Origin of the sequence: Streptomyces sp. YIM 121038 (assembly GCF_006088715.1) — a bacterium.
Classification (GTDB): domain Bacteria; phylum Actinomycetota; class Actinomycetes; order Streptomycetales; family Streptomycetaceae; genus Streptomyces.
Window position 1 is genome coordinate 902,264 of the sequence record NZ_CP030771.1, and the last position, 14,695, is coordinate 916,958.

Consider the following 14,695-nt stretch of genomic DNA (forward strand, 5'->3'; position numbering starts at 1 on the left):
CCTCGGTGCCCCTGGAGGTGACGGGGCAGTCATTCGAAGGACGTACCCGAAGGTCGTCCTCGGCGTCGATCCGATGCCGGAACCCTCGGCCGAGCATGGAAGTGACCCCCCGGACAAGGCGGTGACCCCTCATGCTGCGCGACGGACTCCCTTCCCCCGTCGGTCCCCCCGATCCCCTCGATTCCCTCCTCGACGAACTGGCCCGCGTCTCGACGCTTCCGCTGGAGCGCGGCGAGACCCTTCCGGCCCGGGCCTACACCAGCGACTCCTTCCACGCGTGGGAGCGGGAGCGCGTCTTCCGCGGCGACTGGCTGTGCGTCGGCCACGTCAGCCAGGTCGCGCGACCCGGTGACTATCTGCGTACGGACGTCCTCGGCGAGCCCCTGGTGATCACGCGGGACGAGAGCGGCGGCCTGCACGCGCTCTCGCGGGTGTGCCGCCACCGCTTCATGGACGTGCTGCCACCCGAGACCACCCCCGAGCAGGGCACGCTCAAGCGGCTCACCTGCCCGTACCACACGTGGACGTACCGGCTGAACGGCGAGTACGCCGGGCAGTTGGCCGGGGCGCCGCTGATGAACGAGGTCGACTTCGACCGTGCCGCGTGCCGACTCCCCCGCCACCGCCTGGAGGTGTGGAACGGGCTGCTCATGGTCAACGCCGACCCCGGCGCACCGGCGCTCGGGCCGCGGCTGACCCGGCTCGACGCCGTGCTCGCGCCGTACCGCATCGCGGATCTCGTCGTCGCGTACACGGCGCGCTGGGAGAACGTCCCGGCGAACTGGAAGGTGGCCTTCGAGAACGGCTCGGAGAACTACCACCACATGGGCACGCACGCGGCCACCCTGGAGCCGGTCGTGCCCGGCAAGGACACCGTCGTCGAGGAGTGCGACGGGCGCGGCTTCAGCATGTTCACGCCGTTCGCCGACGAACCGCCCGGGGAGCCGACCGCCGAACCGGGCGCGGAGCCGACCGTGGAGCCGGGGGCGGACGGCGAGCCACGGGTCGGCACGCTCATCCCCGGGCTCGGCGCCCGGCAGTCGTCCGGGATGACGGTCGCGGGCCTCTTCCCGAACCTGGTCCTCGCCCTCGTACCGGACAGCGTCACGTTCCTGCGCTGGATTCCGACGGGTCCGGCCACCCATGACGCGCTCGCGACCGTGCTGGTTCCGGCCGACGCCGCCGACCAGCCGGACTACGCGGCGTATGTGGCCGCGTCGCGGCGGCAGTTGGAGCTCATCCAGGAGGAGGACCTGGTGGCCATCCGCGGCGTCCAGCGCGGTCTGGCCGCCGAACCGGGCCCGTCCGGCGGGCGGTTCTCGCATCTGGAGCGCCCGCTGTGGCAGTTCCAGCGGTACTTGGCCGACCGGCTGGTGGACCGCTCGGCGGCGCCGCCCCAGGCCGGTGCCACAGCTGCGGCAGGGCAGCGGGGAAACCAGTAGCCATGGGGTGCCCCGCTGGGCCTCACCCGGCGTTCCCGCCGAGTACCTGGCCGCCGCCGGGCGGGTCCTCGCCGTGGTCGCCGAGCGCGCCGACGCGGAGCCGGCGGCGCTCGACGCCCGGCGTCATGGCGGCTGCCGTACGTTCCCGGCTAGCTCAGCTCGACCGGGGCCTCCTCGTGGGCGAGCGGCTGCGGCATCGGCAGACCGGTCTTCGTGGACAGCTTCATCAGGTGGGCCCGCACGGTGGCGTCACCCTGCTCGTAGCGGGCACCGGTGCCCTTGCTGCTGTTGGTCCACTCGCGGACCTGGCCGTCGCAGACCGCGGCGGTGCCGCCGATGCCGGTGGACTCGTCGCCCTGGATGAGGGTGCTGCTGACGAACACCGGACCCGGGGAGCCGTCCGACAGACAGCGGTACGTGCCGGAGAGCGTGATGGTGCCGTCGGAGGCGATCGTGCCGGTGCCGTTGACGGCCACGTCGTCGAACGGGCCCGCGTGGGCGGGCGTGGCGGCGGCGAGGCCCGCGATGAGCAGGGTGTTCGCGGCGGCACCGAGGGCGAGACGGACGCGCATGACTGGCCTTTCGGGAGGTGGGGGGCGGTATTGCCGCCGCCAGGCATACCGGAACGCACCCTTTGTCGCTCGTAACCTCACTCGTTCGGGGACGAGTTGCGGGCCCGGGGGACGCATCCGGAGGCCCGGCCGCTCACTCGCGCGCGGCGCACCCGGATGCCCGCCCTTGCCGCGTGTGGCGGCTCCCCGCAGGGCCCCCCGCCGCCTTCCGGCCTAGGCTGAAGGCCGTACCTGAGGGACAGGAGACCGAGGTGGCCGAGACGACGCCGACCGGGACGACGGTCGCCGAGGTGATGGCCGAGCTGGCCGCGCTGGAGGACCCGAAGACGCGCGCGGTGAACGAGAGGCACGGCGACGACCACGGGGTGAACCTCGGCAGACTGCGGGCGCTCGCGAAGCGCCTCAAGACCCAGCACGAACTCGCGACCGGCCTCTGGGCCACGGACGACACCGCGGCGCGGCTGCTCGCGCTCCTGATCTGCCGCCCGAAGGCCTTCACGCGCGACGAGCTGGACGCCATGGTGCGCGCGGCGCGCGCACCGAAGGTGCACGACTGGCTCGTGAACTACGTGGTGAAGAAGAACCCGCACGCCGAAGAGCTGCGGCTGGCCTGGTCCGCCGACACCGACCCCGTGGTCGCGAGCGCGGGCTGGGCGCTGACCACCGAACGCGTGGCGAAGAAGCCCGCGGGCCTCGACCTCGCGGGACTCCTCGACGTCATCGAGGCGGAGATGAAGGACGCCCCCGACCGCCTGCAGTGGGCGATGAACCACTGCCTGGCCCAGATCGGCATCGAGCACCCCGGCCACCGCGCCCGCGCGATCGCCATCGGCGAGCGCCTGGGAGTGCTGAAGGACTACCCCACGTCCCCCGGCTGCACGTCTCCGTTCGCACCCGTCTGGATCACCGAGATGGTCCGCCGCCGAGAGGGCGAGCCGACGGCCTGATCGGCGGCGGCCCCGCGCGGCGGACCGAGCACGGACCGGGCGGCGGTGACCCGGCTGCGGCAGGTGGTGGAGCTGGAATGGGAAACTCCGCGGCCTACAGGTCGGCCCATCTGCGGCATCCCGAGGGCATCGCGGCTCTCCAGGCGCGTATGGCGGACACCGGGGAAACCGCTGTGCCGCGGATCGTGCTGGCCCGCGTGCTGACCGATGTCTGTGCCCCGCACGTCGCGGAGGCGATGACGGAGCTCGTACGCGACGACCTGCCGCTCGATGTACGGAGCAAGGCGCTCGCGGTGCTGACATCCCTGGCCCGCACCACTCCGCGGGCCACTGCCCTGCTCGCGGTCGCGGCGGCGGAGCCTGGGCTTCCGGCGGAGTTGCGGATCGAGGCGGCCGGTGGCCTCCCGAACCGGGCAGAGCAGGAGCAGGCGCTTCTGGCCGCGGCCGAAGCCCCGGCGGCCCGACGCCGAACGGCGGGGGCTGAGCGCGGAGTTGACGTACGCATGGGCATGGAGGGCCCTCACCGGGCTGGCCTCGTCGGCGACGCTACCCGGCGCGCTGCGCCGCATGGCCGCGCGTGCGGCGAAGCAGACGCGCCCGGCTGACGACGTGCCCGATCCGCGGCTGAAGCTGATGCGGGACGCGACGGCGGAGCCGCGCCCCCGCCCCGCGGCGCTCCTCGAGGCCCTGTGGGAGCGGGCCGTCCCCCTCGCGCTCCCCACGCGTTGGGCTCCTACCTCGCGGCCGCCGTTCCGTGGGACGGGGAGCTGCGGGTCTGAGGCCGCCGCCCCTAGGGCAGGGCGGTCCACTGGGGCGCCGGTGCGGGGCCCGGTCGTACGGTGATCTCCCCGCCCTTGGCCCAGTCGCGGTACTCCACGCGGAAGGCGTCGGCACCGGAGCCCGACGGCACCTCGGTCTTCAGGGACTCGGGCAGGTCGCGCGCCGTCACGACGAGGGTGAAGCGGACGGCGCCGTCCCGGCGCCCGGCCGCGTACGGGCGGTAGAGGCGGCCGACGGCCGGGTCCGCGGCGAGGGTGCGCACGGGCGTGCTGCCGGTGAAGGTGCGCAGGCCACGGGCGCGTCGCGTGGTCAGTTCGGTGGCGCCGTCGAGCAGCGCCGCGAGATGCGCGGGCTCGGCCAGCCACCGGGCCTCCAGGGCGTTGCGCAGCGCGACGTCGTCCCGCGCCGCGGCGGTGGCGTCGGGCTCGGTGCGGTACGCGCCCTGCGGGCCGTACTCGGGGCCGGTCATCTCCTTGTCGGGGGTGATGACGGCGCGGTTGCCGATCAGCACGACCTCCGGCGGGTACCAGGCGTGGCCCTCGCCCATGTCGTACAGGACGTGCGTCGCGGCCCGGGCAGAGGAGCCGTCGCGCAGATCGAGGCGGGCCTGGCCGGTGAAGAAGTCGGGGTCACCGCCCTCGCGGGCCACGACGTCGACGCCGACCCGCCGCTGGGCCAGCATCGCGGCGCGTACGGCCTCGGCCCGGGAAGGGGCCTGGGCGGCGGCCGACGACTGTGCCCGGCCGCCACCGCCGGGGCCGTCGGCGTCGCCGGGCCACAGCAGATGGGCGCCCAGTCCCCCGGCGGTGCCCACCAGCAGGCCGACCGCGACGGCCACGGCCGGCGCGCGGCGCCGGGGCGCCGCGGACTTCGGAGAGATCTCCTGGTCGCGCACGGCCCAGCCCCTTCCGCACCGCCCCGGCCCGTCGACGCGGGCCCGCGCCGACGAGAGGACTACACGGTAGGGGCGTACGGGACGGGCGTACGGCACTTCTCCGGATTCCCGGCGGAAGGGGTGAACGGCCGCCGCCCCGAAGCGAGATCGTCCGTAACGCGCTCTCTCTTCCTTGTACCGCACACGGGGAGGGATTGACCGATTCGAGCTGGGCACCTGCCGCAATGGCCAAATCCGGAATATCTCCTTCTTATCTCCCCATGGAGGTGACCGTGTTGTACGCTCGCCGTGAGCCTGACGTCCGGCCGAGGGGTGGCATCTTGGGTGTGACAGAGGCGCTCACGCGCATGGCTGATTTTCCCCGTCGGCCCTAGCGCAGCCGGGGGCGGCCCGCATGGCCGGATACCGGCACGAAAACTCAGACCAGCGAGGGGTACGCGTCGGACAACCCGCACGCGAACCCCCACTGTGGCGCTTCGCACTCGCTCCGCACCGGTTCAGCACTGATCGCCCCGATGCCGTGAAGAACTGCGCTATGCCGACGGTTCATGGAAATGGCTCGCATTGCCGCCTTTCCGCCCAAAGCAACGGCAATTGCGACGCATTGACAGGTCGGCACCATCTGACCTTATTCGATCTTGTGGCCGCTCCGACGCCCGGCCTCCACAGAGGCCCCGGACGGCCATACGGGGGAAAAGGAAGCCGCACATGGCTCAGATACGACTGCTGATCGCCGATGACCGCATCGTGACCCGATCCGGTCTCGTGGCGATGAGCAGGGAAGCTCCCGGACTCGATGTGGTCGGCGTGGCCCAGGACATGGCCGGCGTCGTGACCGCCGTCGACTGCCTGGACCCCGACATCGTCCTCCTCAATCTCCGCAAACTCTCGGGGGACGGCCTGCGCCGTCTCGCCCAACTCATCGGCGCACACGTCTCGATCATCGTGCTCTGGTGTCATGATTCCGCCGTCACCGTCCAGGACGCGTTACGGGCCAAGGTCGCCGGATTCATGGCCCTGGAGATCCTGCAAGAGGAATTCGCCGGTGTGATCGCCCTGGTCGACCGCGGCTGCGCCGCCTATCTCTTTCCGCGCGAACGGATCCGCGATATCAGCGACGGCTGTTCGACGCCGGTGACCTCGGGGGCGATGTCGACGCTCACATCACGGGAGAGCGACGTACTGCACCTGCTCGCGGGCGGCATGACGAACAAACAGATCGGTTCCGCCCTGCATATCGCGGAGAACACGGTGAAGAAACACGTGCATCGTGCGATGGGAAAGATATCGGCCTCCAGCCGCGTGGAAGCCGCACTCCTGGTATCCCGGCTCGGCCCGCTGAACGTGACGGCCCACGGCCGCGCCGCCGCGGGTCAGCAGAAAAGCGATTTGAGCAGCACCTCATAGGTCCGTCCGGCACCGGCGACCGCCGACGCGCCCTGCATCGCCACCTCGTGGCCGAGTGACGTCAGCGCGCCGAGCAGCGCGAGCGCGAGCCGCCGGGACCCGTCGGCGCCCGCGTCCGCCGCGCCGGGGCAGCCGCGTGCGAGACGGGCCCGCTCCACCAGGCGGACCGTCGGCGACAGCCACCACTGCTCGTCGATCCGGCGCCACCGCTCGTAGCCGAGGACCGCGGGCGCGTCGAGCAGGAGCACACGGGCGACGGCGGGGTCGGCGCAGAAGCCGAGGAACTCCAGGCCGGACCGCAGGAGGAGCGGGACGGGCGCGCCCTCGGTGACGCGGCCCTTCCCGCTGCCCTCGACGGCCCGCTCCGCCCCGCCGCCCTCGGTCGCGCGGTCCGCCCGGCGCCCCTCGGCGACGCGGCCCGCCCCGCTGCCTTCGGCGGCCCGCTCCGCCTCCCCGTCCTCCACGGCGCCGACCGACCCGCCGGACCTGATCCGGACGGCCAGCTCCCGATGGATGTCGTGCACGACGTCCACCAGCAGCGCCTCCTTGCCGGGCCAGTGGTGGTACAGCGCCCCGGTCGTGAGCCCGGCGCTCCGCGCGATCTCCGCGATGGTCGTGGCGGAGTACCCACGGTCGCCGAACAACTGACGTGCCGTATCGATGAGTTGGGCCCGGGTGGTCTCGGTGCGCTCTGCGTTGGATCTGCGCGGCGACATACCTAACGATGCTATGTTCCTTCGATGATGGATGTCGACGCGGCCCAAGCTGTCCTCGATCACAGCCCCTTCGGCCCCTGGTGGGGATTCAGGGTGGAAGCCGTCGCCAAGGGGCACGCCAAGGTCTCGCTGCCCCAGCGCCCCGAACTCTTCCGCCCCGGCGGCGTCCTGCAGGGCGGATGCGCCATGACGCTCGCCGACGTGACCTGCTGGATCGCGATCATGTCGCTGTTCGGCGAGGACGACCCGTCCGTCACCCAGCAGATGACGACGAGCTTCCTCGGCCCGGCCCGCACCGATCTGATCTGCGAGTCCACCATCGTCAGGCCCGGCCGTCTGATCGTCTACAGCACGGCCGAGACGACCGACACGGCGGGCAAGCTCGTCTCCCACCACACCCTCACCTACATCCGGCCGCCGCGGCGCGACAGCGCCTGAGGCCGGGCACTCCCCCGGCCCGCCGGGCACTCGGCCGGATCCCGGAAAGCGCCCGGAGTACCACCAAAGAGCCATCGGAATACCCCCATCGTGCCCCAGTGATATGGCCCCAACGTGGCCTGTCGACCTCGCGAGTCGGCCGGATAGTCTCCATTTCTCGGCTACCCGGAGGAGATTCGTATGGGAGACGTCTTTTCGGAGACTGTAAACCTGGAGAGTGTCGGTGAACTCCCCGAGGAATACCACGAGGTACTGACACATCAGATGCTCGCCAATGGCGAGGGCGAGCTGAGTGCAGGCGACACCTACGTCGATTCGTTCTACCCGCTCGCACCCAATGCCGACGAGCGCTATGTGTGCCTCAAGTTCGGCATGGAAGAGGTGGACCATTTCCGCCGCTTCGCCAAGCTGCTCACGCCGCTCGGCATCGACACCTCGCACATGGTGAACCAGGCCGTGGCGGACCGGCGCTATTTCCCGGCCGAGAGCATGACCACCCAGGTCACCGTCTGGGAGGAGCGCGCCGCGTTCAGCTTCCTCTGCGAGCTCGAAGGGCACTTCCAGATCAAGGAAATGACCACGAGCACCTACGGGCCGCTGCGCGTCGAGGCCGACGCGATCCTCAAGGAGGAGGCCCGGCACTTCGGCTACGGCAAGCGCCTGATGCAGGAGGCGTACGACACGGGCGGGCAGTCCCGTGACCGGGCGCAGAAGGCGCTGGACAAGTTCTACCCGATGGCGCTCGACATGTTCGGGCGGCCCGACTCCCGGCGCGGCCGCCTCGCCGTCAAGTGGGGTCTGCGCAAGCACGACAACGGCGAGCTGCGCGAGCTCTACAAGGCCGCGATCGCCCAGCACATCGAGAAGATCGGCTTCTCCGTGCCCAAGATCGACCCCTCCCAGCTGCAGTACGCCTGAGCGGCGTCGGCCCGCCCTCCCCGGCGCATCCGCGCTTCCCCCCGGGCCCCACCCACCTCACCGGAGTAGGAATCGATGACGACGACCGACACGCTGATCGACCGGATCAAGACGCACCGCGTCTTCGACCACCCCCTCTACGACCACTGGGCCGCACGGCCCCCGACGGCCGAGGTCTCGGGCGCCCTCTTCCACCAGGTGCAGTCGTTCTGCGCCTCCACCCGCCCCGGCGGCGACTTCCCCACCGCCCTGCGGGGCATCGGCTGGGACGAGCAGGCCGTCCTCATCGAGGAGATCGTCGACAGCGAGTCGGGCCACGGCCCCGAACTCGCGACGATGGCGGGCCACATCGTCAACCGCACCGGTTCGCCCGTCTTCGACGACGTGTACGACACCGAGCGGGTCGAGGCGTGGCTCAAGACGTCGTCGGACCGGCTGCTCGCCGGGCTGCCCGGCTACGACCGCGAGACCGGTCTGACGGCTCAGGCCACGGCCGCCATCGAGGTGTTCAAGCGCCGCTTCTCCTCCGACACGGACACCACCGTCCGCAACCTGGGCACGGCCCTCGCCCTTGAGATCATCTCCAACCAGTCCCTGATCCCCGGCGAGAAGCGCGCCCTCATCGACTCCGGTCATTACAAGACCGACCTCGAAGAGCCGGAAATGCACTACATGGCGGAGCACTGGGGCGACGCGGGTGCCGAGCAGCAGCACGAGGCGAATGTGATCCAGGCCGTCTCGTCCGTCATGGACGCCTCGAACAGCGACCAGATCGCCCAGGGCGTGGAGGACTTCCTGGAATCGCTCTGCGCGTTGTGGGACGTCCTGGACGCGGCACTGCTCTCGTCCGGACTTCAGCCGACCGAATAGTTCACTGCCGGACGGGCCGGCGGTTCACGCCTGACGGCGGGGCCGCCGGTCCGGCCGTCACCGGACGGAATTCTGGGGTGGGTCATGAGTGTTTTCGACGAAATCGACGGCCACGAGCAAGTGCTTTTCAGCACCGGCCCCGGCGGGCTCCGGTGCGTCATCGCCATTCATTCGACGCTGTTGGGCCCCGCGCTCGGCGGCGTCCGTTTTCTTCCCTACCGCGACGACGACCAGGCGATCAGCGACGCGCTGCGCCTCTCCCGGGCCATGACGTACAAAGCGGCGTGCGCGGGACTCGACATCGGGGGTGGCAAGGCGGTCATCTTCGGCGGCTCCGGCGTGGAGAAGTCCGAGCCGCTGCTCCGCGCCTTCGGGCAGGCCGTCGAGAGTCTTTCCGGCCGATTCATCGCCGCCTGCGACATGGGCATCACCACCGCCGACCTCCGGGTCATGCGCAAGGAGTCCCAGTGGATCCGCGGCCTCGACGCCGAGGAGGGCGGCTCCGGTGAATCGGGGGCGATGACCGCGTACGGCGTGAGCCTCGGCATCCGCGCGTGTCTGCGGCACCTCGACGGCGACGGGAGCCTGGAGGGCCGGCACGTCGCCATCGACGGCGTCGGCAAGGTGGGCGCCCGGCTCGCGACGCTCCTCGCGGAAGGGGGCGCGCGGCTCACGGTGGCCGACATCGACCAGGAGAAGGCCGAGCAGGTGGCCCGGGCGTGCGGGGCGGAGGTCGTCAGCCGGGAGAAGCTCTACCTGCTCGACGTGGACGTCCTCAGCCCGAACGCCATCGGCAACGTCATCGACGCCGACCTCGTGGACCGGCTCCGCTGCCGGGTCGTCGCGGGCGGGGCCAACAACCAGCTCACCGCGCCGACGGTCGCGGACCGGCTCGCGGCACGCGGCATCCTCTACGCGCCGGACTTCGTCATCAACGCGCTCGGCCTGATCCAGGTGGTCGACGAACTGCACCCCGCGGGCCACGACATGGACCGGGTCAGGCAGCGCGCCGAGCTCATCCCGGAACGCCTCGGCGAGATCTTCAACCGGTCCCGGCACCTGCGGATCAGCACCGCCGCCGCGGCGATCAGCATGGCCAGGGACCGCCTCGCGGCGGTGCGGACGGTGCGGTCGTTCTGGCTGCCGCCGCGCTGCGCCTGAGCCACCGCCCGCCGGTACGGACCGAGGCCCTGCCCCCGACGAAAGGACGCCCGACCACCATGAGGAGCGACCGCTGATGGAGTTGGAAGCCGCGATACGCACGCGCCGCAGCCAGCACCGGCTGATCGACCCCGCCCCGAGCGACGAGGAGTTCGTCGATCTGCTCGGCTGGGCCGCGACCGCGCCGGATCACGGCCACCTCCGCCCCTGGCGGTGGATCCTCGTGCGCGGCGAGAGCCGGGCGGCGCTCGGCGCGGCCTTCGCGTCCGGCGCCACCGACGCGGAGGCCGTCCAGCGCGAGGCGCGCAAGCCGCTGCGCGCCCCGCTCCTCGCCACCCTGGTCCTCGTCCCGCAGCGCAACCACCGCGTACCGGACTGGGAGCAGCTGGCCGCGAGCAGCGCCATGGTCAACTCGCTGATGCTGCTGCTCCACGACCGCGGCTTCGGCAGCATGTGGCGCACCGGCCCCTCGGTCGACTCCACGGGACCCCGCCTGCTCCTCGACCTGGCCCCGCACGAACGCATCATCGGCTGGCTCTACGTGGGCACCCCGGACCCCACCCGCCGCTCCGCCCCCCGCGCTCCGGTCCCGGTCGGGCACCGGGTCTCCCTGTTCACCCCGCCGCGGCCCGCGCCGGCGGGGGCCCGCCTCGCGGAGGGGATCACCAGCCCCGTCCCGTAGCCGGGGCGCCTGCCCATCCGGCCCCCGCGCGGGGGAAATTGACTCGCCGCGCCGCCGGAGCGGATGACAGGGTGCGGCACATGTCATCCCTTTACCGGATTCGTGCTGACTACGACGCGCGCACGATCGTGCTCTATCAGGCGTACTCGCCCGCCATCGCCGACGCGGCGCTGCGGGCGGGCCGCTTCGTCGCGCCGTTCTCGTTCCACCGGATGACGTGGATCAAGCCCTCGTTCCTGTGGTTGATGCACCGCAGCAACTGGGCCCGCAAGTCCGGTCAGGAGCGCGTCCTCGCGGTACGCGTGAGCCGTGAGGGCTGGGAGGAGGCGCTGTCCCGGGCCGTCCTGACGACCTCGGATCCGGCGGCCGTGGCACAGGCGGCCGTGCACGTCCAGTGGGACCCGGAGCGCTCGCCGCGCGGGGCGGCGCTGAACCACTACAGCATCCAGGTCGGCATCGGCCGCCATCTGATCCGTACGTTCACCGACGACTGGATCGTCAGCCTCACCGACCTCACCCCACAGGTCCGCAAGGCGGCCGCCCTCATCCAGAACGGCCACGCCGCCAAGGCCCCACGACTGTTCCCGGCGGAGCGCGTCTACCCCCTCCCCCGCGCCTTGGAAGACCGCCTCTGCCCCCGCAGGTGAGGCCCTGGCGGTGCGCTGCGCGCTCCCAGCCGGCGCAGACACTCCCCCACGGCGCACCGCGTCACTACGGGCTTTCGCGGATACTGCCACGGGTACGACTGAGCCGTGTCGGGCCGATCAGGCCCGAGGGCAGGAGGAACAGGTGCGCAGGATCGCGATCGTGGGAGCGGGGCAGGCCGGGCTCCAGCTCGGCCTCGGGCTCCTCGGGGCCGGGTACGACGTCACGCTCGTCGCCGAGCGGCGGCCGGACGAGGTGCGCGGCGGGCGGGTCACCTCGACCCAGCTCATGTTCGGGCCCACGCTGGCGATCGAGCGGGCGGCGGGCCTCGCGTTCTGGGACGACACCGCGCCGGTGATGCCGGGCTTCGAGCTGAGCAACTGGGATCCACAAGGCGAGCCGGACGCTCCGGTGCGGCGGTTCACCGCGGCCTTCGACGACGAGGTGCGCTCGGTGGACCAGCGGGTGAAACTCGCGGCCTGGCTGGAGCTGTTCGAGGAGCGCGGCGGACGCGTCGAGTACCGCGCGGTCGGCCCCGCCGAGGTGGCCGCGCTCGCCGCGGCGCACGAGCTGACCGTGCTCGCCACCGGCCGCGGCGACCTGTCGGCGCTCTTCGGCCGCGACGACGCCCGGTCCGTCTTCGACCGCCCGCAGCGCTCCCTCGCCTGCTTCTACGTGCACGGCGGCGCCCACGAGGACGCCGACCCGGCGGCCGCGTACGTACGCAACACAGGGGTGCCGCCGACCGGTGACGTGATCATGCTGCGGGCGCTCACGGTCGGCGGGCCCTGCGACATCCTGCTGTTCGAGGGCCGGTGGGGCGGGGCCTACGACTGCTGGAGCGACCGGCCCGAGCCCGCCGACGGGCTGCGGCGGGCGCTCGGCCTGCTGCGGACGTACGCGCCCTGGGAGTACGAGCGCTTCCGCACGGCGGAGCTCACCGACCCGGGTGCCGCCCTGTACGGCGCGGTCACCCCGGTGGTCCGCCACCCGGTGGCGCGCCTCGACGGTGGCCTGTGCGTCCTCGGCATGGCGGACGTCATCGCCGTGCACGACCCCATCACCGGGCAGGGGTCCAACAACGCGGCGCGGGCGGCGTCCCGTTACCTCGCGGCCATCGTGGAGCGGGGCGGGCGGCCGTTCGACGAGGACTGGATGCGGGAGACGTTCGCCGCGTACTGGGAGACCGCCCGGCACACGCACGCCTTCACCGACATGATGCTGCGCGATCCCCAGCCCGAGCACGTGGGACGGGCCATCGGGGCCGCCTTCGACCACGCGGAGACCGCCCACCGCTTCGCCAACGGCTATGCCGATCCGCTCACTTACCGCGACTGGCTGATGGACCCGGCCGGAGCGGAGGCCTATCTGGCCCGGCTCGACACATAGGCGCCGAGGCGGGCCAGGCCGTCCGCTGCCTCGCTGTCCTCCCCCGCGCTGAACACGTGCACCACCATGCCCGTGACCTCGGGAGCGGCCTGGACGTGCAGCGGCTCGAAGTCCAGTGTGAGCAGCCCGGCCACCGGGTGCCGCAGCCGCTTGCGGCCCGCTTCGCACATGACGACCTCGCCGCTGTCCCAGATGCGCGCGAAGTCGTCGCTCCGCGCGGTCAGTTCGGCGATGAGGGCGGCGAGCTCCGCGTCGTCGGGGTAGCGCCCGGCGGCGACGCGCAGCTGGCCCACGGCTTCCGCGGCCCGTGGCTCCCAGTCGGGGAAGACGTCCCGGGACGCGGGGTCGAAGAAGAGGAACCGGGCGTTGTTGGGATCGCGGCGGCCGGGCTCGGCGAGGCCGCCGAGGAGTTCGGCGCCCAGCGCGTTCCACGCGACCACGTCCAGGCGGGGGTCCGTCGCGAAGGCCGGGAAGCGCGCCAGGGAGTCGAGCATCCCGCGCAGCAGCGGGCTGGCCCGGACGCTGGGCACGGGGCCGCGCCGGGCGTCGGCCAGGGTGACGAGGTGGGTGCGCTCGGCCGCGTCGAGCCCGAGGGCGCGGGCGAGCGCGTCGAGGACCTCGGGGGACGGCTGGGTGGCCCGGCCCTGTTCGAGGCGGACGTAGTAGTCCACACTGATGCCCGCGAGCTGGGCCAGTTCCTCGCGGCGCAGGCCCTGCACGCGGCGGCGCCGACCGCCGGTGAGCCCGACGTGCTCCGGCGCGACGCGCCCCCGCCGGGCGCGCAGGAAGCCGCCGAGGGCCCGCCCGGGGTCGCCGATGCGCTCCGCCGGGCCGCCCCCGGTGCCGGTGCCGTTCACGCGCTCGATGTGGTTCACGCCGTTCATGCGCTCCAGTATGCGTGGCCCTGCCAGTACCAGGATCGGCGATCCACTGGTTGAACAGGGTGCTGGCTGCCCGCGGCGGTCCGTACGAACGTAGAGGCATGAACACGATCACCCCGCAGCGGTCCAAGAAGATCCTCGTCGTCAGCGCCCACCCGGACGCCCGGTCCCTCAACGCCTCGCTCTCGTCCTTCGCGGTCGAGCACCTGCGGGCCGCGGGCCACGAGGTGCGGGTGTCCGACCTGTACGCGATGAAGTGGAAGGCGACCGTCGACGCCGACGACTTCCCGGAGCACGGCCCGGACGAGCGCCTCCACGTCATGGACGCCTCCGAGCGGGCCACGCTCGCGGGCCACCTGTCCGCGGACGTCGCGGCCGAGCAGGAGAAGCTGCTGTGGTCGGACGCGGTGATCCTCCAGTTCCCGGTGTGGTGGTTCTCGGCGCCCGCGATCCTGAAGGGCTGGATCGACCGGGTGTTCACCGCCGGGTTCGCCTACGGCCCCGAGGTGGCGCCGCCCTACAGCGAGGGCCCGCTCGCGGGTCGGCGCGCCCTGCTGTCGGTGACGGCCGGGGCCAGGGAGACCTCGTTCTCCGACCGGGGCATCCACGGCCGCCTCGACGACGTCCTGCACCCGCTGCAGCACGGCCTGTTCTGGTTCACCGGGGTCCAGCCGCTCGACCCGTTCGCGGTGTACGGCTCGAACGCCATGACCGAGGAGCAGTTCGCCGCGGCGCGCGAGGCGTACGGGCGGCGCCTCGACGGGCTGTTCACGGACGAGCCGGTCCCGTTCCGCACCCTTGTGGGCGGCGACTACGACCACGACATGCGGCTCCTGGACGGTGTGGAGGCGCCGGGGACGAGCGGGCTCGACCTGCACGTCCGCCCGCGCGTCGGCCGGTAGCCCGAAGGCCCGCACACCGGACTGTTCACCGGATTCCTCTCAACCCCTCG

General features: G+C 72.2%; 16 protein-coding genes. 12 read left to right on the forward strand and 4 right to left on the reverse strand.

The window, feature by feature from the left end:
* Window positions 1–131 precede the first annotated feature (131 nt).
* The gene (locus C9F11_RS03700) at window positions 132–1,442 is read left to right on the forward strand and encodes an aromatic ring-hydroxylating dioxygenase subunit alpha (protein ID WP_138957893.1); all 1,311 of its coding nucleotides are present in this window, start codon (window positions 132–134) and stop codon (window positions 1,440–1,442) included.
* Window positions 1,443–1,591: 149 nt separating this feature from the next.
* On the opposite strand, the gene C9F11_RS03710 is transcribed toward C9F11_RS03700, so the two are convergent.
* Window positions 1,592–2,014: a DUF6299 family protein gene (locus tag C9F11_RS03710; RefSeq protein WP_138957894.1), complete on the reverse strand. Its 423-nt coding sequence runs from the start codon at window positions 2,012–2,014 to the stop codon at window positions 1,592–1,594.
* A 293-nt stretch (window positions 2,015–2,307) separates the two neighbouring features.
* On the opposite strand from C9F11_RS03710, the gene C9F11_RS03715 reads away from it, so the two are divergent.
* The gene (locus C9F11_RS03715; RefSeq protein WP_212767894.1) at window positions 2,308–2,961 is read left to right on the forward strand and encodes a DNA alkylation repair protein; all 654 of its coding nucleotides are present in this window, start codon (window positions 2,308–2,310) and stop codon (window positions 2,959–2,961) included.
* Between the two features lie 77 nt (window positions 2,962–3,038).
* Window positions 3,039–3,566: a hypothetical protein gene (locus tag C9F11_RS03720; protein ID WP_138957896.1), complete on the forward strand. Its 528-nt coding sequence runs from the start codon at window positions 3,039–3,041 to the stop codon at window positions 3,564–3,566.
* Window positions 3,567–3,751: 185 nt separating this feature from the next.
* Here C9F11_RS03720 and C9F11_RS03725 read toward each other — a convergent pair whose 3' ends face one another.
* On the reverse strand, window positions 3,752–4,636 hold the full coding sequence (locus C9F11_RS03725) for a hypothetical protein (protein ID WP_138957897.1): 885 nt from the start codon (window positions 4,634–4,636) through the stop codon (window positions 3,752–3,754).
* A gap of 708 nt (window positions 4,637–5,344) precedes the next feature.
* Here C9F11_RS03725 and C9F11_RS03730 point away from each other — a divergent pair.
* Complete coding sequence (locus C9F11_RS03730) at window positions 5,345–6,043, forward strand: response regulator transcription factor (RefSeq protein WP_138957898.1); 699 nt, start codon at window positions 5,345–5,347, stop codon at window positions 6,041–6,043.
* On the opposite strand, the gene C9F11_RS48080 is transcribed toward C9F11_RS03730, so the two are convergent.
* Window positions 6,010–6,759: a helix-turn-helix domain-containing protein gene (locus C9F11_RS48080; RefSeq protein WP_212767797.1), complete on the reverse strand. Its 750-nt coding sequence runs from the start codon at window positions 6,757–6,759 to the stop codon at window positions 6,010–6,012. The two genes, C9F11_RS03730 and C9F11_RS48080, sit on opposite strands and share 34 nt — an antisense overlap.
* 24 nt (window positions 6,760–6,783) lie before the next feature.
* Between C9F11_RS48080 and C9F11_RS03740 the strand changes: the two genes are divergently transcribed.
* From C9F11_RS03740 to C9F11_RS03770, 7 genes are all read left to right on the forward strand, one after another.
* Window positions 6,784–7,197, forward strand: coding sequence for a PaaI family thioesterase (locus tag C9F11_RS03740; protein ID WP_249401581.1), 414 nt, complete (start codon window positions 6,784–6,786; stop codon window positions 7,195–7,197).
* A gap of 180 nt (window positions 7,198–7,377) precedes the next feature.
* Window positions 7,378–8,115, forward strand: coding sequence for a Phenylacetic acid catabolic protein (locus tag C9F11_RS03745; protein ID WP_138957899.1), 738 nt, complete (start codon window positions 7,378–7,380; stop codon window positions 8,113–8,115).
* A 75-nt stretch (window positions 8,116–8,190) separates the two neighbouring features.
* A complete protein-coding gene (locus C9F11_RS03750) occupies window positions 8,191–8,985 on the forward strand; it encodes a hypothetical protein (protein ID WP_138957900.1) in 795 nt (264 codons plus the stop codon).
* 84 nt (window positions 8,986–9,069) lie between these two features.
* Complete coding sequence (locus C9F11_RS03755; RefSeq protein WP_138957901.1) at window positions 9,070–10,146, forward strand: Glu/Leu/Phe/Val dehydrogenase dimerization domain-containing protein; 1,077 nt, start codon at window positions 9,070–9,072, stop codon at window positions 10,144–10,146.
* 76 nt (window positions 10,147–10,222) lie between these two features.
* A complete protein-coding gene (locus C9F11_RS03760; RefSeq protein WP_138957902.1) occupies window positions 10,223–10,828 on the forward strand; it encodes a nitroreductase in 606 nt (201 codons plus the stop codon).
* Window positions 10,829–10,908: 80 nt separating this feature from the next.
* Entirely contained in the window at window positions 10,909–11,475 is a 567-nt protein-coding gene (locus tag C9F11_RS03765; RefSeq protein ID WP_138957903.1) for a DUF4291 domain-containing protein, read from the forward strand.
* Between the two features lie 142 nt (window positions 11,476–11,617).
* A complete protein-coding gene (locus tag C9F11_RS03770; protein WP_138957904.1) occupies window positions 11,618–12,862 on the forward strand; it encodes a styrene monooxygenase/indole monooxygenase family protein in 1,245 nt (414 codons plus the stop codon).
* Here the strand turns inward: C9F11_RS03770 and C9F11_RS03775 are convergent.
* Window positions 12,838–13,746 (reverse strand): helix-turn-helix transcriptional regulator, encoded by a 909-nt coding sequence (locus C9F11_RS03775; RefSeq protein WP_138957905.1) that lies wholly within the window; start codon window positions 13,744–13,746, stop codon window positions 12,838–12,840. The two genes, C9F11_RS03770 and C9F11_RS03775, sit on opposite strands and share 25 nt — an antisense overlap.
* 98 nt (window positions 13,747–13,844) lie before the next feature.
* Between C9F11_RS03775 and C9F11_RS03780 the strand changes: the two genes are divergently transcribed.
* Window positions 13,845–14,645, forward strand: a complete 801-nt coding sequence (locus C9F11_RS03780) for an NAD(P)H-dependent oxidoreductase (RefSeq protein WP_138957906.1) — start codon at window positions 13,845–13,847, stop codon at window positions 14,643–14,645.
* Window positions 14,646–14,695: the final 50 nt, after the last annotated feature.